The sequence below is a fragment of the Dictyobacter formicarum genome (genome assembly GCF_016587435.1).
The window spans coordinates 13571-36484 of sequence record NZ_BNJJ01000016.1 but is presented as its reverse complement, the minus strand read 5'-3'; the positions used below and the strand labels follow the sequence as shown (position 1 = coordinate 36484).

The following is a 22914-nucleotide window of genomic DNA, read 5'->3' as shown; positions in this document are numbered from 1 at the left end:
ATATCGGCAAATTTGCACAAATTTTAGGCCCAAGCACGAGTGCAGCAATCATCCAGAAATTTTAAGCTCAATCAAGCTCCTCTTCCTCTCTGGAACGTGAGGAAATAGAGAGCAGGATACGAGAGTTATATCATTGCTAACGCCCATATCTCATTCGCATAAGATGTAGCGCTATAGGATAGTCACATCAATACAGATTCTTCTATCCATCAGTTAGATGGTAGACTCGAGGCACTCTGCTCCTGCATCTGTACTGTTAGCATAGGAGTGGTTGGTATTTGTTCTAATTGTGCCTTTCTATCCTGTATTCGCTTTTTATGACTGAAAGCAATACAGGGTTTCTCGATAAAGATATAGGACGTGATAGCGATGGGAAAGGCTACCAGGAACATACAGATCCAATAGGTGGCATACAATTTGTATCGCTCATTTACAAGGTTCCCAAGGGTTGGTAGGATGTGATCGTGAAAAAAGATGATAAAAGGGAGATGCCACATATAGAGCCCATACGAGATCAACGCCAAATTTCGCAAAAACGAGATTTCCAGCGGGGAGCGCAAGATTTTTGGCCCAAACAGCAGGGCAAACATACAGCATCCATACCCCAGAGCAATCACAGTTGAAGCCCATACACTGTAGAAATTATCTAATAGTGCGAGGCGCAGAAAAAATGCACCACCTTTTGATAAATTGGCGATGCGAAAGGTCCATACAGCGGCAAAATACAGGATGAGGCAACCTGCACCAAGTATGAGTGGACTGAGACGTTTCATCCACTGGTCAAAGAAGGTACTTTGTATCTGTTGTGCATAGATATAGCAGCCACTAATGGCCATACCGATGGCAAAGTTTTCAAAGTACTTACCATTGGTACCATAGAGAAGATCGAGAACAATCGTGGCGATAATGTTTTCTCCGGGCTTATGAGCGTAGAGTCCACCAATATAGCACATGACGATTCCATAGATAATGAGGAGGAAACACAGACCAAGCACACCACCAAGACGCAAACGAGGAGTGGGTTTCAATCGCTTGAGCACAAACAAGAATCCCAGCATAACCAATGGAAGCAACATGTAAAATTGCCATTCGACGGCCAGGGTCCAAAAGGGTCCATTGAGTTGTTGATAAGTTGTTGTTGTTGAATCCATGAATAAGATAAGGAACAGAAACAACTGTTTCCAGTGATCAGGTTGTAAATATTGTGGTTGAAACACAACGACATCGATGGCCAATGCAATATAGTATGCAGGAAGGATACGAAGCGCACGTCGTAAGTAGAATTGGCGGATAGAAGGCCATTTGGCTTGAAATATAAGTGCACGAGCATAGGGCATGAAAAGAAGAAAACCCGAGAGAACGAAGAAAAGATTGACTCCAGAAGTCCCAAAGGTCCAGGGCGCCCCAATTTGGGGATGGAGAAATTTGTGGATGAAGCTGGGATTTTTTTGCTCGATATGGTAGCTGATAACAAGTAAAATCGCAATGGCACGAAAGCCATCCAGAACCTGGATGGTGTTGTGTTTTTTCGGTGCTTGCTTTTCCGTTGTAGGCCTCGTTGCCTGGATACGATCGGCGGATAGACTGACTGCCAAATTTAACCTCACTTGCTCTTCACAATAAATAAATATAAATGCGTAAAATAACTCTTAACGCTTGTTCATAACAAAGATAAAAACTGCTGAACACTGCTTCTCACAGCGTGTCTGATTCCCAGCACGCTGGGAATCAGCATACGTCAGGCGTGGGGAACGCAGGCGTCCCCATGTTCTTTTTGTGAGTAGGTGCAACAGGGGCGCGGATGCGCCCCTGTTGCACCTACTCACAAATGACCTGTGAGCACCGCAGGTGCGAAAACACATACAGGCCGCAGGCGATGATCATGAGAATCAGACACGCTGTGAGAGCGTGTCTGATTCCCACGCCCATCGTGGTCTCTTTGCCTCACGCTACGCTCCTGCGGAGCTCAAAAGAGGTTTTTTATGTTGGTGCAAAATGTGCGCTGTGCGCACGTTTTGCACCAACATAAAAAAGAGAGTGGGGACGCCTGCGTTCCCCAAGCTCTTTTTCATGGCTGGTGCAGCAGGTGCGCATGCGCACCTGCTGCACCAGCCATGAAAGGATATCTTGAGTACGGGAGGAGCGCAACCGCATGCACTGTGCATGCGGTTGCTACGGGAATCTGACACTCTTATAGTGAGAAACGTCCCTTGCCCAACATAGATAAACAAAGAATCGTGATTACGGTTTTTATCTTTTAACCTTTTTTACTAATATAGCATCTTTCTAGCATTTCGTATGAGAAACTCCCAAAAATTAGGAAGCTATTGCTATGCTATGAAAAAAGAGTGGTTCGCACAAGATTTCTTGTAAGGTAGGATACTGCTGATATGCGAGTGGTTTCTCTTCCCATATACAAGGAAAAAACAACTACCAATCGAAAAAAGAAAAGAGGTAGCTCTGTTCCTGCCAGAGTACTACCTCTCCATCGCTCGTTTAATCCCAGGAGGAGGCCTGGTTGAGGGCCGCGATCTGATCGGGGGCCAGCGTTATATCGGCGGCTTCCAGGCTGTGCATCAACTGATCGACACTGTTAGCGCCGATGATCGGGGCACTGATTATAGGTTGGGCAAGCAGCCAGGCCAGTGAGACAGCGGCCGGCGTTGTTTCAAGCTCCTCGGCAATACGTTTGACGACATCAATGGTACGCCAGGCACCTTCAAAGTTATAATTACTCGCAATCGAGCCGGCACGCCCACCCTGACCATTTTCTCCACGCGTGTACTTGCCAGTCAGAAAGCCACCGGCCAGAGAGCTATAAGGGATGACTCCGATCTGGTAATGTTCGCAGATCGATTTGAGTTCGCTCTCGAACTCGGCCCGATGGACCAGGTTATAATGTGGCTCCAGCACATCATAGCGCACCGTATCGTGGACGTCTGCGCTCCACAGGCTCTCCATCAACCGCCAGGCTGGATAATTGGATGCACCAACGTAGCGCACCTTGCCCATGCGCTGTAAATCATCAAAGGCCTTCAGGGTCTCGTCAATGGGAGTATCAGCATCGAAGGCATGCGCAAGGTAAAGATCTATATAATCGGTCTGCAAACGGCGTAAGGAGGCATCTACGCCTTCTAGAATACGTTTGCGCGAGAGTCCACAGCTATTAGGGTCATCGCTCATTGGCTGATATACTTTAGTCGTCACAATAATCTCACTACGCTTATGACGCGACTGCAACCAGCGACCAATGATAGTTTCTGATTCTCCACCTTCATGGCCAGCGAGCCAGCGCGAATAGAAATCAGCAGTATCCAGGAAATTGCCGCCTTTTTCGACAAAGGCATCCATAACCTCAAAAGCCGTATTCTCATCTGCCGTCCACCCCCACTGCATGGTTCCCAGGCATAGTGCCGACACCTTCAAGCCGGTACGGCCTAATTTTCGATAGCGCATTGCTGTATTCTCCTTTGCCAGCGGTCAGACTGAAAACACCTACTCCAATGCCGCTACATGAATCCACGACAGGTAGACTGGCATCGAAGTAAGGCACTCAATTAGCACGTTCCAGACGCCCGCTGGTTAACAAAAAAGATGCCATTGTGCGGCGCACAATGGCATCTCAACAGCTTTTAAGCTGTGATACGCTCGATGATCAAGGCATTGGCCATGCCGCCGCCCTCACACATAGTCTGTAAACCGTAGCGTCCACCCTGCCTCTCCAGCTCCCATAAGAGGTGAGCCATCAAACGCGCTCCGGAAGCGCCCAGAGGATGGCCAATGGCGATCGCGCCACCATTGACATTGACCTTTTGCATGTCCGCTCCGGTTTCACACTGCCAGGCCAGGACAACACTGGCAAAGGCCTCGTTAATCTCGATCAGATCGATGTCAGCCAATGTTAAGCCAGACCTTGCCAGTACCTTGCGGGTGGCAGGAATAGGAGCAGTCAACATAAAGATGGGATCATCGGCGGCCAGGGCGAAAGAGACAAAGCGAGCGCGGGGTCGCAGCCCTAGTCGTTCTGCGGTGGCACGCTCCATAATCAAGGTGGCCGCGGCCCCATCGCTGATCTGAGAGGAGTTACCTGCCGTCACCACACCATCTGGTTTAAAGGCTGTTTTCAAGCCTGCCAGCTTCTCCAGGCTGCTATCCACGCGAATCCCCTCATCGCGCTCAAACAACTGCCTGGTGCCCTCAGGAGATACGACCGGAACCGGTATCAGTTGTCCAGAGAAGCGGCCTTCGGCGGCTGCCTGGGCGGCCCGCCGATGACTCTCAAGGCTAAATGCATCCAGCTCAGTGCGGCTCAACTCCCATTTCTGGGCAATCAGTTCAGCACTGATGCCCTGAGGTACCAGCTTGCCCTCATAGCGCTGCTCCATGCGCGAGCCAAATGGAGAGGTGACTCCCTGGGCACTGGAACCCATCGGCACGCGCGTCATCGATTCGACTCCCCCCGCGATAACAATATCATAGGCGCCACTGATAATGCCCTGGGCGGCAAAGTGAATGGCCTGTTGACTGGAGCCACACTGGCGATCCACCGTCGTTCCTGGCACTGATTCCGGGAAACCAGCCGCCAGCACAGCGTTACGGGCAATATTCCAACTCTGCTCCCCAACCTGGCTCACGCAACCAACAATGACATCATCAATTAAGGCGGGATCAATCTGCGTACGCTCAACCAGGTGAGACAATACATGGGCTAACAGATCAACTGGATGCCAATCCTTCAACTGACCACCACGACGACCAACCGGCGTTCGTACAGCTTCGACAATGACTGCTTCTCGCAGCGTTGTGCCTTGCGCCATCGCATTTCTCCTTACCTTGACTGCTCATAACCATCTGACAGTCCTCGCGCTTGTATTACTTGCTTAATATAGTAAGCCACAAAGATGCTGATAGAACAAGCAGCGCTTACGCACCTTTACCTGATCCATGATGAGTAAGCTTGCTGGCGAGGCGTGCACCCATTTGCGTACAGGGCTTCTCAATCAAGCGATACGAGACAACAGCAATGGGCACCACAGTCAAGACAAGCCAGCACCAGTACAGTAGATAAGTGCCTACATTATTGGATGTAGGCAGATGGGGCATGATCCGCTGGTCAAAAAAATCCAGGAGCGGTAGATGCCACATATAGAGACCATAAGAGATGAAGCCGATCCAGCATAGTGGTCGCCAGGCGAATGGTCGTTGCATCCAGGTGGGTCCGAAAAGGATCGCCATCACGCAGGCACCATAACCTGTTGCGATAACCGTTTCATTCAGCCAGTCGAAGTGAGGAGTAAGCACATTCATAAAGGAGAAGATGGGCAAACGCATGTGCAGCACATTAAAATGCCAGATAGCGGTAAAAAACAACAGGCCCAGCCCGATCACAGCCAGCAGCAGACTGGCTCGTCTCAGACGCTGGCGAATGTCCACGCTGTGCTCAGCATGCCAGGCATAGGTATAACAGAGGCAGATAATCATACCAACCGCAAAATTTTCCAGATACTTTCCCTGGATCCCATACAGAACAAACACTGCCAGCCTGACAATAAAAGATGTGGGAGTACGTGCCTCAGGAGTGCTGCCGAGCAGCCGCAGTCCTAAACCCCAGATAATTATTAACCCACAGCAACCAACCAGCATACGCAGGCGCTGCCTGGGCGCATCAGGCAGGCGCCGGACGAGCAGCAGAAAACCCAGTGCCAGCAGGGGCAACAGCATATAAAACTGCCATTCAATGGCCAGTGTCCAGAATGGACCATTTAATTTCCGAAAAGTGCCATGGGATGAATCCATGAAGAATGTCAGAAAGAGGGCCAGCTGCTTCCATTTGCCTGGCTGTAAATATTGCCGCTGAAAAAACAAAATAATTACAAATAGCGCTATGTAGTAAGCAGGAATAATACGTAGCGCCCGCTTTAGATAAAATTGACGTAATGATGGCCATGCAGTCTGAAACAACAGGGCTTTAGCATAAGGCATAAATAACAAAAAACCCGAGAGGACAAAGAAAAGCGTCACACCTGAGCCGCCAAAGGTGGCCAGAGCACTGGCAATAGGGTGATCGGGCAGATCCCATAAATTGTGCAGGGCTAGTAAATTGATATGAAACATGATAACAGCTATGATCGCGCACGCCCTTACCCCATCTAACACCGCGATATTTTTTTTATGACCAGTCTGTAAGCTGGCTTTATCCTTCTGTTCGCTAACCTCCACACTACTGCTATGACTATCAAGTGCTACAACCGACATATTTGCTCTATCCTGCAAAATTCAACCTTTCTTTATAACAAATGCAGCTCGCTGATCTCGATCGTCCAGCTAAGCAGCGTATAGATTAGAAATAAGTTACTTTTACATATATTGCAGCTAAAATGAGTAGCGTCAAACAGGCAGGGTGTATGGGTTAGTCAAAAAGTCACGCTCACGTGCATGGTTGCTGAATCTGCCCATAAACACAAAAGGCACTATCCATGTTATAGATAGTGCCGTCGTCATTATGTTTTATAGAGTTAGTAGCGCCGCTGATAGAGATCGGGATTGTAGCCCGGCTGGCCAAACATGACGCGCGGACGATTCACCGGGCGCTGACCAAACACCAGGTAGAGGAATGGGCCTAAAAATGGGATAGCCCAGATGATCAGTAACCAGAAAACTTTACCCAGAGCGGAGTGATCATCTTCAAGGACAAAGATGGTTTCAATAATATGTCCAACTAATGGCAAAAAGACAATGATTAAAAACAATATAGAATTTGTGGCGCAGCCTCGACTTCTGGACATACTTTTTATCTCCTTGTTACATACATAGTATGTTTGATTATTTTGGCATGCATTCACATCAATATGCGAATCTCTACGCCTATTTCCATTAGCATTATCTGTAAGATGCTATCAATAATAGTACGGTCAAAGAAAGTAAATTGTTGCAAACAGGAAACCTGATTATATCCTTAACTGGATGTTGCGAAGCAGGTCACACCGATATTCAGGCAAAGCAAATGGTAAAGTGTAGAGCCAGGCCATTTTTTGCACTACGCTCAACCCATATCTGGCCCCCGTGCATATGCACAATATGTTGAGCGATAGAAAGGTCGTAGCGACTCTCGCCGTCAGAATTCTTTTGAGCAGGTTCAGTCTGACTGGAGCTGACATAGAGATGCGTAAAACCATGAGCAGACAAATTCCATGCTTGATTATGGATGCTTACACGAACCATATTCTCAGCCACATAGCTGCTCACGGTAACCAGGCTGCCTTTAGGTGTGCTTTCGATCACATGGCTTAATAAATGGGAAGTCATCAACGTAAGCTTTTCACGATCCCCAAGCAGAATAGGGACGGCAATAGCCAGGCTGAGAGCAATAGGATGATGGGGTGCAATAAAGCGCATCCTTTTGACAACACCAGCAATAATGGTGTTCAAATTCACCCATTCCAGGCAGATGTCGCTCTGACTGGACTCGATACGCTCTAAATCGAGCATGTCGTTGATCATATGTAACAGGCGCCGGGCGTCGGTATGAATATCCATGGCAAACTCTTTGAGGGTATCCAGACCAAGTTCCTGGTCACGAATAATCTCGCTACACTTTCTAATGCCCGTCAGGATGGTACGAAATTCGTTGTTGATGGTGGCCATAAAATTGGTTTTCATGGTGCTAGTGCACAATAATTCTTCATTGGAGGCCTGGAGGCTACACAGCATACCCTCATACGCTCGCAGTTCACGGTCACGCTGTATCACCAGGGCCAGCATGCGGCTCAGCGACCGCATGAGCGCCACTTCAGCATCTGGCAACGGAAGTAGCACGCGACCATAATCTAAAAAAAGAATGCCAATCAAATCGTCTTGATACAGCATGGGCACGATCATGCGATACATAGCATGTTCGCTAGCCGGTATATGAGCCCTATCCGGCACGATCGCCTCGCCTCTACACAGTCGCTGGAACTGGGAGATATCCTGAAACAACATATCAACAGGCACGTCCTCGCTCCAGTATTGAGCGTACGCTGGAACATCACCTGCACAGCCAAGAGGGGTGAATAGCTTATGCTCCTGCTTAAACTCAGCCAGCATGACAAAATGGCAACCCAGGCATTTACGAATACACTCGCTGCATTGCGCCATCAGCGAGCTTTCTTCACCATCCTTCTCATACTCATTCAGCCTTGTCAGACTATCTCCGGCAACAACAACAGCCTGTTGCTGGACCAGCGCTAAAGATAGAGCTTCCAGTGATTCCAGTGCATGCCTCGCTCGCTGCACGTCTGATATATATGAGCATGATTCTTGTGCTGCCAACTGCCCCCTACCCTCTTCCACCTCCTCCTGTTCCGCTTTATCAACAGAGAGCCTGGAGCCGTTCGTATGTGCGGTATGCTGGCGGTCTTTGCCATCTCTGCTCATAGTTTTACTCCTTATTTTTTACCTATTTATAGTCTACAGATGGCACATAATGGTGTTAGATTATCTCTATTATTTGCGTACTTCCCAGCTACTTACTAATAGAGATGCTCAGCTCCATAGAAACGATAAGCAGCCTCCATTAGCCAGAGGCCGCTTATCAAGTATGTTCAGTCTACAGGGATTGACTACACTCCAGATGTAAAGCGACATCATATATGTTGTGCATTGCTCAGGGCTGCACATCAAAGTTGCCGCCAATATATGCGCCACTACTGGGAGTGTTATAGATACCTCTGGTGGGCACAAATTCAACGCCATCGGCAGCTACCTCGGTACCAAACTCGCCAGTAAAATTACTCAGCACAACGCCACCAGTCGTTCCACGGCGAAAGTAGTAGGTCCCCAGGCTAACCCACTGGGTTCCCGTGCTAACCGTGCCAAAGGGGCCACCAAAGATGCCGATATGCGATTCATCGACGCGAACGGTGTGGCTTACCTGTAGCATCGGATTGGCAGGATTGGCGCTATGCACGGTATAAGGAACCCAGCTACTCGTGGCATGGGTATCATCGACATAGACACCAACTTCATAGTAGCCATCGGCAGGGATCATCGGACGCCAGGTAGACGTAGCAAACGCTCTCCCGGTAGTGGTCCAATGCAAGCTCCCACGAATATCAGTCCAGAAAGAGCTCTTGCGCCACGCCCCTGTTGCACTCCATCCAGGACCACTATCGTCTACCAGGATAGCACCGGGATAGACATGAGATCCTCCCAGGTAAGGAACCGCTGTATGCGTTGCCGGCGCATCTACCCAGAGGTAATTGTCGCGCACGATATTGGGGTCACGCGTGCGACCACGCCAGCCAAAAGGATCGGTTGCCCGCCAATTTGGCAGATAATAGGCCGACATATGCAAATGCGGACCCGTAGATGCACCAGTCGTGCCGCTGGTACCGATCTGCCACTGGGTGCCTATCTGGTCTCCATCTGAGACCAGCACTGAACTAAGGTGTCCATATGAAGTGACAATCCCATTGCCATGATCGATCGCTACCCATAGTCCAAAGGAGGAATTATGATTTACTGCATTGTACCAACCGGCCCGAATGACTCTGCCGGAGGCGACACTCAGGACAGGCTCAAAGCGCATATCCATATCATAGCCGTTGTGGCCGTCATAGCAACTCAGGCGAGCAACACAGTCGTAGACTGAGGTGCGCCAGGAGACGCCATCAAAGCGTACAAAGATGCCGTCATCGGCATACCAGGGCTTATCGTGATCCACAAACGAGACGGTACGCTGCATAATGGTGCGATAGCCATAATAAGGACGATGCATAAAGGGCAGTACACGCTGATATTGCAATGGAGCCGCCTCGGCTCTATTTCCTGGCAAAAAACCAGGCCAGGCTTTATTTTTTTGCCAGGAAGCCAGCACAGGCAGGCTCATCAATAGAATAAACAGACATAGCAGGGATATATATCTTTGAAAGTGTAGAAACTTCATAGTTATCGATCTTCTTTATACTAGGGAAGCGCATGGAGCATGTTCCCGCAGCACTACGACCTGCTATCCCCACGCCACCACATGCGAGAAAATGGGTGATATGGGTATTACTTGCGTCTCGCCATCTGATCCATTGACCTGGGCAGACCAATAGCGCGGCGTGCCACCTAACACGTTATTCATTGGGTTCATGGCCGTGAAAATGACGCGGTCACTCAGGGCAGACCAGGTCGGATTAATATTCCACTGCTGGCCCGTCTGGGCAGCAGTCGCGACCAGCCGCTCTTGATGTGTGCGTAGATTAAAGACACCAATACCACACTGTAAAGCTTGATATGATTTATCGGCCCGGTGATCGTTCGTATTCGTGCGTACTACAAACGCTAGCTTCTGCCCATCTGGCGACCAGGAGGGGAGATAGCCATGCCCACCGTCTACATCGGCTAGCCGCTGCTGCTGACCGCCACTGCTATTCATAGTCCAGAGACCGGCGGAAAGGAAAGGGGCAGGACTATCGGCCAGGCGTTCGTAGGCAATGCTTTTTCCATCGGGAGACCAGGCAAACAGGCCCGCCACAGATTCCAGGCCAGTGGTAGCAAAAAGATGGGTGCGAGCAGTGCCATCGCTATGCATCATGTAGGTGTCGCTTCCCTGGCCCAGGCCAGTCGTGGTAGAGTAAACGATGCGCGAGCCATCTGGTGAGGGAACAGCATCGATCAAATTAGCGGACACCGTACCAATATCGATATTGACATGCGCCCCCGTAGCGGCATCGACCGTCCACAGGCCAGGATTCCAGCTGCCACCATCCAGCGGCGCATCGGGTCCCTGTGGCAACATTGGACGATAGAGAAAGGTATGTCCATTGCCACCTGGCAGCCAGCGCAAAAAATTTCCCATCACAGCTTCCGGCTTAAACGAAACGGTATTCGCCTGGACCGCATACATCCATACCTGCTCGCCATGATCCCGATTCCCATCGATTGCCAGGTAGTTACCATCTGGTGACAATTGCAGAGAGAGCACCATATCGGATGCGACTAACCCAAAGTTGTTGCCTAGAGGTAATAATGGCTGAGGGCTCCTCATCGGTTGTCCATCGGGTCCCTTGGGAGCACGAGCCAGCACAAAGCCACGTGGGTCCTTCAAGGTATAATAGATATAGGCATTGGCAGAGGTGCTAGAAGGCGCCTGTAGCAATGGAGAGAGTTTCCACACCGTGATGCCTCCAGCAATCACGGTCACGATGCACAATATCAGAAAAGGTAACAATATTTTTCTTTTCATAAGTATTCCCAATTCTGCAATAGATCAACAGGTTGTATGCAGAGCTTTCCAATGCTCCTTTTTGCCGCCTGCAGCGGAGGGGAGTTTGTGGGGGCGCCCACACCCCGGCAGTGGGGCTGCCGTCCCCCTGCACCCCCTGCTTGATAGCAGGAAAATCCTGAGATTATATGACAGAGACATAGCATGAATAAGCCTGGAATGACTCATGTAATCTCAATCGACCGAACAAAAAAGCAGAACAGGGAAAGTCCCACTCTACAGGCGAAGCGGGACTTATGGGAAGGTCGAATGGACTGTTTTTATTGTATGGCGCAGAACATATGCTTGGCACCATACAATTAAAAACAGTTAAATATAGAGTGGAGAGGCAGTCTCCTATAGTATTATGAGAGGAAACGGCGTGCGATATGCATTAATAGTGGCCGGTAGACATGTTCATAGCCACCTGGATACTGGACAATACGTCCACCCCAGCCACGCTTGAAGCGATAGACGCCAGCCATGGCTTCGTCCTCAGCGTCGCTCGCCGGGATGCCCCAGAAGTCATAGAGGCGGGCACCGCGTTGTTTGGCCCAGCGAATAGCCTCCCACTGCAAAACGTAATTAGGCATCAGTTGCCGCTGCTGATTGCTAGAGGCTCCATAAAGATAGATTGCCTGCCCGGCCATGATGACAACCATGATACCCGCCAGCAATTGACCTTCGTACTCGGCTAACAACAGGCGCAGGTTATCCGCGGGCGCATAGAGCTCCCAGACGCGCTGATAATAAGCCAGGCTGTGGATGCCAAATTGATCGCGATCGCCGGTGGTTTGTAGCAATGTATACCAGGCCTCCACGTCTGCGGGCGAGCTTGCCAGGCGCACCTGCACCCCCTTACGCGTTCCCAGGCGAACATTATAGCGCCACTTCTCCTTCATCTGGGCCAGCAAGCGCTCTTCATCTGGCTCCAGATCCAGAACAATGCTCCGACCCGGCTGTACAGTTGGCACCGTAGCCGCTCCCCACGCCCCTGTAAAACGTTCCGCAGTCTCGCCATCAGCGCTACCAACCTCTACATCTGGCTCCCAGCGCAAGGCCAGGGCTCCCTGCTTGCGCACATAGCGATCCAGCTGCGTAAAAAAGGTATGGACCAGATCGGGTTGCTGCCAATCCAATACTGGACCGCGCGGAATATATGCCAGGTGTCCCAGGGCTAAAGGTACACGAGGCGCTGTCTTACGTAATATCTGGGTCACGGCCACTATCTGCTCGCCAGCATATAAAGCCAGGCGCAAAGGAGACCAACCGGCCGTGGCCTTCAGCTCACCCCAACCCCAGCTTTGCAGAAAATGACCATTGGGATGATTTTCCACAAAAGCATCCCACTCTACGCTCTGCGTCTCGGACATTGACCGTAATACGTAGCGCAAGGAATCCGACGTAAATTGAGACTTAGACTCTGTTACCATCATATCAACTCTTTCACTTAGGCATTGTTATATATCATACTCCACATTGTCCTCAACTATAGTAGCAACTAGCCATAACAGAAATGTCCTTACATGCTATAATATTTGAGTTACAACCAAACATTCCTAAGAAGCGGTCATTTGACCGATAGGAGGCAATCCGTGAACATAGTGATCCTGGGATGTGGTCGTGTTGGTGCAACACTTGCCACACAACTGGATGAAGCAGGACATACAGTATCAATCATCGATAGTAGCAGTGACTCCTTTCAACGCCTGAGCCCCAAGTTTAAAGGAGATAAGATCGTCGGGAATGGTGTAGATGAAGAGACACTACGCCGCGCAGGTCTGGAAACAGCTGATGCATTTGTGGCCGTCACTAATGGCGATAATCGCAATATTATGGCCGCCCAGATCGCCAAAGAAATCTTTAACATAAAAAAAGTTGTTTGCCGCATCTATGATCCCCTCCGTGAGCAAACCTTTAGAGAGGAACTTGGGTTAGGGACAATCTGTCCCACTCAAGTCATCACAAGCCTTGTCGCCGACGCGCTGATCGGGACAAAGGCCTCTGCACCTACCCAGAGAAGCTAAAGGAGGGTCAGCAGTCTATGAGTACGAACTAGTGCATCACATTGACAGCCTGCCGCTCATCCAAATGAGCGGAGCTAGCCGCGATCAAGCGGTGTTTCCAAATGCATTTTACAGATTTTACAGTATGCAGTGGTGCGTACCCCATAATCTATCACACAGGAAGAGAATAAGAGAGGCATACACATGTATATTATTGTCGGGGGGGGTGGCGATGTCGGCTACTACCTCACACGGTATTTGCTCCAGCAAGGTCACGAAATCCTGCTTCTCGAAAAAGAGAATGGGCGTTTTCAGACTCTATCGGAAGAGCTTGGCCAATCAGTACTTAAGGGAGATGCCTGCGAGGCAAGAACCATGGAAGAGGCCGGGGCTCGCCGAGCGGATGCGGTAATCGCGGTCACCGGTGAAGATGAAGATAATCTGGTCATTTGCCAGATGGCCAAGAAACGCTTTAATGTTGCCCGCACCATTGCTCGCCTGAATAATCCTAAACACGAGGAGCTATTCCAGCGTTTGGGTATTGATGTAACGGTCAGCCCAACCAAAGCCATTCTTTCGTTGATTGAGTCGGAACTACCCGGTCAGCGATTCGTGCTGCTGATGAATCTAAAACGAGCTGGACTGGAGATTATCCAGATCGTGGTACCATCGCTATCGCCTGTGGTTGGTAAACCACTTAGCCAGATTAATCTGCCACGTCGCAGTAATATAGCCCTGATTATTCGTGGCAACGAACCAATCATCCCAACAGCCGATGTAATCATCGAAGCTAACGATGAGATTTATGCTCTGGTCAATCGCGAAGGAGAAGAAGAGCTGCGCCGCACTTTTGGCAACGCATAGAGATTCCTCCATATAGCTTGTGAATACTAATATGTGTCATGCAGCGAGCAGGAGAATACTCGCTGCATGACGTTTTGCTCTTTCAAAGCTCAAAAGTAAATATTTCTGTTGGTGCAAACAATGCGCACAGAGAGTGTTTGAAAAGCATGCGTTTCGTGCCTTCGGCCCCTGACAGTACGCGCCTACGGCGCTCAAAAGGTTTTTATTTGTTAGTGCAGTATGAGCGCAAAGCGCTCATACTGCACTAACAAATAAAAAGGGCTCGGGCGCGCATGCGCCCACCCGTACGGGGGCGCTTTGCTTCCCATAGGGATGGGCTTCAGACACATTCTAAAAAAGAGATAGGGGATGTCAGCGCTTACAGGTATAGGTTTTTTGTATTCGCGCCAGGAGAGCGGGGATGCAAGGGGCGGCGAGCCCCTTGACTGGGGGGTTGGCGAGCATGCCGGGGGCGCAACCCCTGAAAAACCTATACCTGTAAGCGCTGTCAACGCGCTCCATCAGAGGCGGGCTCATCGGCTTTATTGGCAGGTGTATAATCTGGATGCATACCACCGTCATGAACGCTCTCATCCTCTAAACGTTCATCCACACGTATCCGTGAACGTAACTGGTCCTTCGTTTGCTCACGCCTTCCTCGCGTCATAATATGTGGACGCCGAAGCGACCAGGGAGCCCGTTTACGCGCTAGAATCTGATCGGCGGTCTCGCCCCTGGCCGAACGATAGATGCTGGCCACAACTACCCAGGCAGCCGCAACAATAGGAGTCGCCAGTAGAGCACCGAAGACACCAAAGAGCTTGGCACCAACCAGTAAAGAGAGGATGGCCGCGACTGGATGGAGGCCAACCGCATGGCCAACTATACGTGGACCTAGCACATTGCTCTCTATGGCCTGCATGATAACGAATAGCACAATAATCAAGATGGTGCGCTGGGCCAACTGGGGCTCACCCAGCAGCAGAGAGAGCAGGATAGGCGTAATCGAGGCCAGAGCAGGCCCAACCATCGGAATGGTCTCAAACAAGAACGCCAGCACTCCGCAAATCAGGGCATAATTGCCTAATCCTGAGACCAGGCAGATCAAGCTGGTACCCACACCAATAATGAGGGCCAGGGTCAATTGCCCACGAATATAATTTCCTACGACGCGGTTTAAAGCATCTTCAAACAGGAGTACATTTGGTAGCCAGGATTTGGGAGAGATGCTTATCAAACTATCACGGATACGCTTACCATCCAGGGTTAAATAGAAACTCAATACAGTTACTAACAATACATTGAGAAAAACACTGACCCCGTTGGTTACTATTAAAATTACATTGCTGGCCAGCGAAGTGGCAAAACCATAAACCTGCGTTTGTATCTGCCCGATCGCGTCCTGGATCTGCGAATAGGGTATACCCACCTTTACCAGTGAGTTGATGGTCACTTTAAAAGTGTCAGGAAGAGAGAAGGCAAAATCAGAGATAGTCGTTGAAAATGTATTGATCTGCTGCACCAGTGAGAACACCAGTTCATAAGCCAGACCAACAATTGCTCCTAAGACAACAATATACGTAATCACTGCCGCGACAAGGCGCGGAACACCATATTTTCCCAGAAAGTTGACAATAGGAGTTAACAAAAATGCGACAGCCATGGACAGTAAGAGAACCACAATTGCCTCGACAAATTGACCCAGTAATATCCAGACCGCCCAGAATATGACACCCAGACACACTATACTCAGAAGTATATCGCGCGTCCTCTGCCAATTAATGTGATCCATATACCCTTAACCTTCATAGTTGATAAACCTCAGCAAAGTATCCCTCGGTGTCATTGTGACAGGTTTCCTACAAAAGGACAAGCATACCACACGCATAAATGTGAGCCAAAAATATGAAATTTCTGTCATAAAAATAAAAAAATATTAATTAATTATTCATCGCAAGGAGGAGATACAGTATTAGAACGATCAAAAAACGTCACATACCAAATCGCATAGAAAAAAATCGCAAAAACAGCCATAAAGTAAGGTTCAGTTGCCAAATAAGTGGCATTCGAGAAACAATATAAAGCAGAGGACACCACTGAAGGCCTATGTATATGTTGAAACTTTCTTTATTTATAAGTCGTCATTCCATTAGGACGACGCAGAGCCAATTGCTGGGCTAACCGCTCGAACAATGGGCTTGTGCCAGAAAAAGTCGTTAAATTACTTTTGTTGTTTTATTACAAAACGGTAATCTTATCTTGCTTCGATTGGAAGCAACGTGAAAGAGGATGTGCCCGTGGGTATACACGTAGCAATCACACCTACTGAACTATTACTATCTATTTTACTGCTGTTTCTAGTGGCCTGGACCATCGTTTTTGCCTATCTAGCATTGAAACGACCAGCCGAGCCACAAATAGAAGCCAGCACACCAGCAACAGTGCAGCCGGTTCCTTCCGCTATCACACCAACTATCGCACAGGCCGTGCCATCACAGCTTCCCAAGATGAAGCCAGCGTCCCTTCAAGCAGCAGTAGCGTTCTCAGAAAAGTCTGCAAAAGAACCTGTGCTAGAAAATTCATTGCGCTAACCTTTATGCAAAATAAACACAAAATATGGCACCAATCCGCATGTAGATACGCGAGATTGGTGCCAATTGTGTAAACTAGAAAGAGCAGACGGGTCAGTTAAGAGAAAAAGGCGGCATAGGATTGATCAGGTAGTAAATTGTATATTCTCTCCGGTGCGCGGAGAACGGAACTGACCTGCATCATTCAAAAATATAAAATGGCTCTCCTGCACATTCACAATCATATCCAATTTGCCGTCGGCGTTTACGTCTTTAAACGTCAGTGTCACAGGTGCCAGATCCTGATCCGCGCCCACTAAAACAGGCCCAACATATACTTTGGCGTTCGCTGCATCACCACCCTGGAACTCGATAACTTGAATATGGCGGTTAAGGTTCATAGCAATAAAATGGCTGGGATTGGCAGTTGAATCATGATGCCCAACCACCTGATCGGTCTGGAATGTCCGTGGACGACCATAATGCCAGTCGTCTTCTACTCCCTGCCACCAGTGGGCAACGCTGCTCACAATCATCCATCCCATCATCATGATAATCATAGCAAAGCCAGCATAGACAGTCCAATGCATATGATGAGGTTCATGATAAGCGGAGGCAGGACGTGAGCGCTGGGTGGAGGCCACCACATCTTCAGTGTCTACCTGGCGCCGACTGGCCGCAGGTACGGGAGGATGACTTGCGGTCCGGCGAGCGGGCACGGCATTTCTTCCTGCGGGGCGAATGACATGGGCTTCAGTCCATTGCTCATCTCCATGCGGACGTCCAGTCTCTGTCTGCACGTCACAGCGATAGCGTATTACGCTACTCGCCGGTCGCGATGATGGCCAGATGTCATCATATTCTTCAGAGAAAATATCCGGGCTAACTGGCCTCTGCTGGCCTGACCCGCGCCTGATTGTACGCACATACGAATTCTGCTCCACATTGCTACCGTCCTCTCATCAAATTTTACAGTGATCTGAACTTCTGTTCTAATTCTCTTCCATAGTACACGAAACGTTTTGAGCTGTCAACCAATTTTGGAACAAAAATACTATAGTTCAGAAAATCTGTATATATAGCAGGTCTTTGAGCGCCTCAAATGCTGGCAGGTTGGCAGAAACGCACGTTGGATGCAGGCGCGATAAGCAGATAAAAAGGGCTATGGGATGGCTCTGGACGGAGTCATCCCCATAAATCCCCTTGTACGATTTCTGGAGGTGTAGTCGAACGCTTTTTGGCCACGGCACGCCGTTCGCGCACTGGCCTGCGTGGCTCTTTCTCTACTGGCTCGGCAGTGCCGGACAAGATAGGAGTAGTTGTCTCTAGATGCCCTGTCTGCAACTCAATAGTGACATCAAAGATAGATGTGCGCTGGATATGCACCTCATCCCACAGGTTTACCAATGTCTCCAGCGTTGCATCTTCGGCCTGTTGGAGCACTGGAGAGAGTCGGCGCAACTCCTGCAAAGCTTCATGCCAACCGATTGCACACCCTGGTTGCTGTTCTAGCCAGGACAAAAATGACTGCTTGAGTTGTATCAGCCAATCATGGGAATAAAAGCCCAGGCCAGAAACAAAAGAGATATCAGCCTTGTCGGACACGCCAGATAAGGTCACCGCCTGCAGTAGTTCAGAGCGACGATAGCAATGCAGGAGGGCATAGCATTGCCGCTCGGCAATAAAGCCCTGTCGCTGGACCTGGCGCTGGATCTGCGCCACATCAAGCAGCTTCAGGCGATCCGCGAAATCATCGTATCGCTCTTGCAAGAGCTGTAATACATCCATCACGGATAGCTGCCCCTGATAATACACCACGGGAAAGTCGGCAGCAATGGGACTAAAAGCCTCTCTTGCTTCCTGGGGTATGGCCAGAACCAGATCTTTACGCCCGCGCAAGTACTGCAATTTCTGGATCTTACGCTCGCGATAGGCCGGCGTCCAGAAGCCTAGAATTTCAAAGTAAATCCGCCGCGCGCCACGAGTCAGAGCAAAATCAGGCAGGAAAATCCCATTGTCCAGCAACAACGGCTCCTGCTCGCGTTCTAATTGCCAGCCATCGACACCGTGGTTTCTGGCCAGAGAGAAAAATGCTTCGGAGAAGTTTTGCTCAATACTGCTATCGAAGAGCAGCGAAGGCTCGTTCAAGGTCTGGGACGAAACCACTTCGCCTGTCTGTGGCAGCAATTGCAGCAGTTTGGCATCCATCGCAAAAGTATACGCGCGCTGTAAGAAATGCACCCGGGCCTCAGCTTCTACAATTCCCGGCGTCAGCTGCGGCTTTTTTATGGTCCCCTTCTGGCTATAGCCCAACAAAAAACGACACAGACGTGCCAAGCGTAAACCATATTGCTGGGGCGCGCCCGTTACTTCCTGGGGTCCATACAACGTCAGGTGCAACAAGGGCAACGTAGCCGGTCCAGCCAGTGAAGGCTGTGAGTGCTGCTCGTACTCCAGATCGTAATAAACGCCCAGGCGACGTGCTAGAAAGCAGAGGCGCTTGATAACTGCACCGACACCCGCTGCAGGTGTCCGCTGGTCAGCCTGCTGGCCCTCAGCCTGATTAAAGGCCATCACATCGATCACAAAATGTACGCTGGAAGCATTAAACAGCGCCGCTTCAAAGGTCCATTGGTTGTATAGCGTCGTCACTTCCTGAACTGTCGGAGGGTGATCGACCTCTCGCGCCAACAGGGCCTCGTCCTCGCTATCCAGCACCAGCAAGTATTCCAGGTCGCTGGCCGACAGCGCATACTGACTGGCAACTGTTTGAAGCGCCTGCGCGCGTTGTGCGACACGCAAAAATCCATGATAGTGCTCATTGATGTAGGTATAGAGGGCCAGGCGTAACTGGGTTGAGGAGCCCAGGGCCAGCAGTTCCTCATTACCGCCCATCCGTGCAACGGTTTCGCTCCACTCGCGTGAACGCCAGTTATACCAGTGGCTTAGTGTAGCCATCAAACAATAAGCCAGGCGATACTCTCCGACTATAGCTCTGGCTTCATCCTGTGCGAATGATCGCTGCGGCTGACCTAGCAAGCGCTCATAGTAAGCAATGAGGCGCGCAATCTCATCCTGACATTCTCCACCTCGCAAAAAATGGAGCGACACAGCCAGTTTGCCTCCACGCCGCTGCACTGATTTCCTGATATCCTGTAAACTAAAGCGCACAAACAACTCCTGACTAGAAATGACGTCTACCGCCCTTTATTATAGCGGGAAATTTCATCGGTTGCGTAGTTCAGCTCACCAGACCATAATCTGACCAGATTCCCTAATCTCTCCGCCGACGCTCATTTACAATAAAAGCCCTTTCCACGTCCTATTCTTTAGCAGTAGGAATCAAACGGTATGTAGGATAATGGTCCTAAATAATTGAGTATCTGTTCTGACTCTGCTATGGTACTAATGGGATAGTATAGACTTTGCCGATCACATTTATCGGTGAACAGGAGGGGGCCGTGAGCACATCGCCACGCCGCATTGGACAATATGAGCTGTTGCAACACATCGGCAGCGGGCATTTAGGGGAGATCTGGAAGGCGCATGATTTTGCCCAACGTCGCGATATTGCCATCAAACTACTACACAGTGATCTACAAGCCGATCCAAACTTTTTACATCGCCTGACTAGTGGGAACAAGGTACTGACGACGTTGCGCCACGAGAATCTGGTCAGCGTCTACTCGGCCGCGGTTTCGCGCTCAAACGAGGCCCGTGAGACGGCTACCTTCATTGCAATGGACTACATTGAAGGATATACACTCAAGGATTACATCAAGGCAACAGCGCAACGCGGTATCTTTCCGGCAACCACAGACATCGTCTATCTCTTTTCCTGTCTGGGGGCTGCCATTGATTATCTTCATCAGCAAGATATTGTGCATGGTGATATCAAGCCAACAAATATTTTGCTGCATAAGCAGCAGCGCAGCCGTTTCGCCGCTGGTGAGCCGATGCTCACAGACATCGGCATCACGCAGATCGCAGGCAATGATAGTTACCTTAGCGCTCCCCACTATTTATCTCCTGAACAGGCCCAGAACCAACCGGCCAATAAAGCCAGCGATATTTATTCTCTGGGCATTATACTGTACGAGCTGTGTACGGGTACGGTTCCATTCCGAGGAGATAATACATTCGCCGTTATGTCCCAGCATATCAATGCGCTACCGGCACCTCCGACCCTGCTCAACGCCAATATTCCTCCAGCCCTGGCCCAGGTAATTTTACGTGCCCTGGCCAAAGATCCAACCACGCGTTTCCCGGAGGCCACACTGCTGGCATATGCCATTGCCGAGGCCTGCGCGGTACAGCCGACCCACCCGATGGTAAAACAGATAGCCGCGCGCAGACTACAATTGCAGCTCTCCGCCAACACAACACCGCCTAATACACAATCTATTCTAGGCGTATCGCAGCCGTTAACGCCGGAATCGCCGATATCTATGCGTCCCCTGCAGGATCTCTCGGCACGCCAGCAGGCACAGGCAGAAAAGGCACAACCAATTTCACTCAATGCCAATCCCAATGTTTCTGCGTCTGCCGTTTTCCCAAACTCGGGACCTTTATCTGCTGTCACACCCAGCAATAAACATTCAGCCACCAACAAGTACTCAGTAACAGGCCCAATCTCGGTACAACGACCGGTGGTGGCTCCCACCCACCTCGTTCCTGCTACACAATCAGACCAGCCACAGTTTCCCAGGCCATCCACCTTATCGGGGCCGTTATCTAAACCTGATAACCAACTGTTCCAGACGCGGCAAATATCAGCGGATAGCGCATCAGCGATGGGGAGGAGTAATTCGATGCCGCACATGGAAGCGCTACCAGCCACGCCATCATTGCCTGATCTCCAGGCGTCACAAGCCGCGCCTGAGGCTGCCAGACCGTATCAACCATTGTCCGCGTCTGATATGCAAACACCAAATCCAACACCGACGCCATTACCTCTACCGACAGCCCCGACCAAAGCCGCGCCGGTATACAGAAATAAATATGTCGTCGCGATTGCGCTGGTGTTGCTGGTTGCAATGATCATTGGCACCATTGGTATCACCAACGCAGTCACCCATAACAACGTCGGACAAGCAGCAGGAATCCAGGCCACGCGGCCAACCATTCCTCCCGTCGGGTTAACGCAGGTTCCAGGCACACTCTTCTTTCAGGATGATGCCCTGGGACATAATGATCAGCTACACTTAAACATGCAGCATATCGCCGCGCCAGCACAGGGAAAAAGCTATTATGCCTGGTTACAAATGGATACGCAGGCATTTGTGTCACTGGGAGAACTGCAAGTCCAGAACAAAGCGATAGATTTCACGTATGGAGGGGATGCCAACCATTCTAATCTACTGGCCCATACTCTGGGTATGCAAATCACCCTCGAACCTGCAGGGTCAGCGCCCAAAACACCGGGCAACCAGATCGTCTACCGGGCCAGTTTCGCAGCCGCAACGCTGGCAGAAATCAAAAATATTCTCTACTCGACACCCGAGCTACCACCAAAGTCCGCCGTTATCGTGAATATGTTTGAAACAGTCAAATCCATGAACGATAAGGCGGCCAGCATCGTTGATTCGATGCAACAAGCCAAAGATTATAGCCTGGTCCAACGGCAAAGTACCCGCCTGATTGAGATGATCGATGGCACCAACTATGCCCGTGAGAGTGGAGATCTACCCGCTGCCCTCCCACCACAGCTCCATACATCCATTGGCCTGCTCTCCTCACCCAAACAACAGGGTTACCTGGATATCCTGGATAAGCACCTGGACACATTGAAAGCGTCTGCCGGCAATAATGCAAACATATTGCAACGCATTCAAAATGCCAAAAACGGTCTGCAAGATCTGCGTGGGTGGCTACAACAGATGCGCCAGAATGATGTACAGCTCTTAAAAACCAACAATCTCGCAGGCAATCAAAATCTCAGTGCAGCCCTGCAATTGAAACAACTAGCGGCTTATGCCTATACGGGACGTACCATTCCACCGGACACAAATCCCAAGCCAACGCCTGGTTCCGCAGGTGCGCTCCAGACCTATGTTGAAGTCCAATACCTGGCAGCGCTGGATTTACAGGCAGTCAAATAGCCAGCCTGGAGGCGCTGACGCCCTTCAAGTGTAGGTTTTTTGGGGCGACACCCCTGTATCATGGCACCTGGGCTCGAATATCCTCTCTGCGAGGAAACGGTATCGCTCGTCAAGGGTAAAATCGGGCGCAAGGCCCGAACCTATTATTATCATGTTTGCGAAGG

16 protein-coding genes are annotated in these 22914 nt (G+C 50.0%); 4 read left to right on the top strand and 12 right to left on the bottom strand.

Annotation, left to right across the window (positions count from 1 at the left end):
• Positions 1–209: 209 nt before the first annotated feature.
• From JMI88_RS25545 to JMI88_RS25505, 9 genes are all read right to left on the bottom strand, one after another.
• The gene (locus JMI88_RS25545; RefSeq protein WP_201364791.1) at positions 210–1595 is read right to left on the bottom strand and encodes an acyltransferase family protein; all 1386 of its coding nucleotides are present in this window, start codon (positions 1593–1595) and stop codon (positions 210–212) included.
• Positions 1596–2496: 901 nt separating this feature from the next.
• Positions 2497–3456, bottom strand: a complete 960-nt coding sequence (locus JMI88_RS25540) for an aldo/keto reductase (protein ID WP_201364790.1) — start codon at positions 3454–3456, stop codon at positions 2497–2499.
• A 176-nt stretch (positions 3457–3632) separates the two neighbouring features.
• Entirely contained in the window at positions 3633–4799 is a 1167-nt protein-coding gene (locus JMI88_RS25535) for a thiolase family protein (protein WP_373323980.1), read from the bottom strand.
• A 124-nt stretch (positions 4800–4923) separates the two neighbouring features.
• Positions 4924–6255 (bottom strand): acyltransferase family protein, encoded by a 1332-nt coding sequence (locus tag JMI88_RS25530; protein ID WP_201364788.1) that lies wholly within the window; start codon positions 6253–6255, stop codon positions 4924–4926.
• A 260-nt stretch (positions 6256–6515) separates the two neighbouring features.
• Positions 6516–6785: a PLDc N-terminal domain-containing protein gene (locus tag JMI88_RS25525; RefSeq protein ID WP_201364787.1), complete on the bottom strand. Its 270-nt coding sequence runs from the start codon at positions 6783–6785 to the stop codon at positions 6516–6518.
• A gap of 205 nt (positions 6786–6990) precedes the next feature.
• A complete protein-coding gene (locus JMI88_RS25520; protein WP_201364786.1) occupies positions 6991–8415 on the bottom strand; it encodes a sensor histidine kinase in 1425 nt (474 codons plus the stop codon).
• Positions 8416–8644: 229 nt separating this feature from the next.
• Positions 8645–9925 carry a peptidoglycan DD-metalloendopeptidase family protein gene (locus JMI88_RS25515; protein WP_201364785.1) on the bottom strand — a complete coding sequence of 427 codons (1281 nt, stop codon included), beginning with the start codon at positions 9923–9925 and terminating at the stop codon, positions 8645–8647.
• A gap of 63 nt (positions 9926–9988) precedes the next feature.
• Entirely contained in the window at positions 9989–11212 is a 1224-nt protein-coding gene (locus JMI88_RS25510; RefSeq protein ID WP_201364784.1) for a TolB family protein, read from the bottom strand.
• Positions 11213–11595: 383 nt separating this feature from the next.
• Complete coding sequence (locus JMI88_RS25505) at positions 11596–12666, bottom strand: lipid II:glycine glycyltransferase FemX (protein WP_201364783.1); 1071 nt, start codon at positions 12664–12666, stop codon at positions 11596–11598.
• 159 nt (positions 12667–12825) lie between these two features.
• Here JMI88_RS25505 and JMI88_RS25500 point away from each other — a divergent pair, with 159 nt between their 5' ends.
• Positions 12826–13257 (top strand): potassium channel family protein, encoded by a 432-nt coding sequence (locus JMI88_RS25500; protein ID WP_201364782.1) that lies wholly within the window; start codon positions 12826–12828, stop codon positions 13255–13257.
• Between the two features lie 183 nt (positions 13258–13440).
• Positions 13441–14100 carry a potassium channel family protein gene (locus tag JMI88_RS25495; RefSeq protein ID WP_201364781.1) on the top strand — a complete coding sequence of 220 codons (660 nt, stop codon included), beginning with the start codon at positions 13441–13443 and terminating at the stop codon, positions 14098–14100.
• Positions 14101–14587: 487 nt separating this feature from the next.
• Here the strand turns inward: JMI88_RS25495 and JMI88_RS25490 are convergent, their stop codons facing one another.
• Positions 14588–15871: an AI-2E family transporter gene (locus tag JMI88_RS25490; RefSeq protein ID WP_201364780.1), complete on the bottom strand. Its 1284-nt coding sequence runs from the start codon at positions 15869–15871 to the stop codon at positions 14588–14590.
• A 505-nt stretch (positions 15872–16376) separates the two neighbouring features.
• Here JMI88_RS25490 and JMI88_RS25485 point away from each other — a divergent pair.
• A complete protein-coding gene (locus JMI88_RS25485) occupies positions 16377–16670 on the top strand; it encodes a hypothetical protein (protein ID WP_201364779.1) in 294 nt (97 codons plus the stop codon).
• 125 nt (positions 16671–16795) lie between these two features.
• Here the strand turns inward: JMI88_RS25485 and JMI88_RS25480 are convergent, their stop codons facing one another.
• Both JMI88_RS25480 and JMI88_RS25475 read right to left on the bottom strand, forming a co-directional pair.
• Entirely contained in the window at positions 16796–17593 is a 798-nt protein-coding gene (locus tag JMI88_RS25480) for a hypothetical protein (RefSeq protein ID WP_201364778.1), read from the bottom strand.
• Between the two features lie 241 nt (positions 17594–17834).
• Positions 17835–19820, bottom strand: coding sequence for a DUF790 family protein (locus tag JMI88_RS25475; RefSeq protein ID WP_201364777.1), 1986 nt, complete (start codon positions 19818–19820; stop codon positions 17835–17837).
• Between the two features lie 290 nt (positions 19821–20110).
• Here JMI88_RS25475 and JMI88_RS25470 point away from each other — a divergent pair, with 290 nt between their 5' ends.
• Positions 20111–22750 (top strand): protein kinase domain-containing protein, encoded by a 2640-nt coding sequence (locus JMI88_RS25470; protein ID WP_201364776.1) that lies wholly within the window; start codon positions 20111–20113, stop codon positions 22748–22750.
• The last annotated feature ends 164 nt before the right edge of the window (positions 22751–22914 follow it).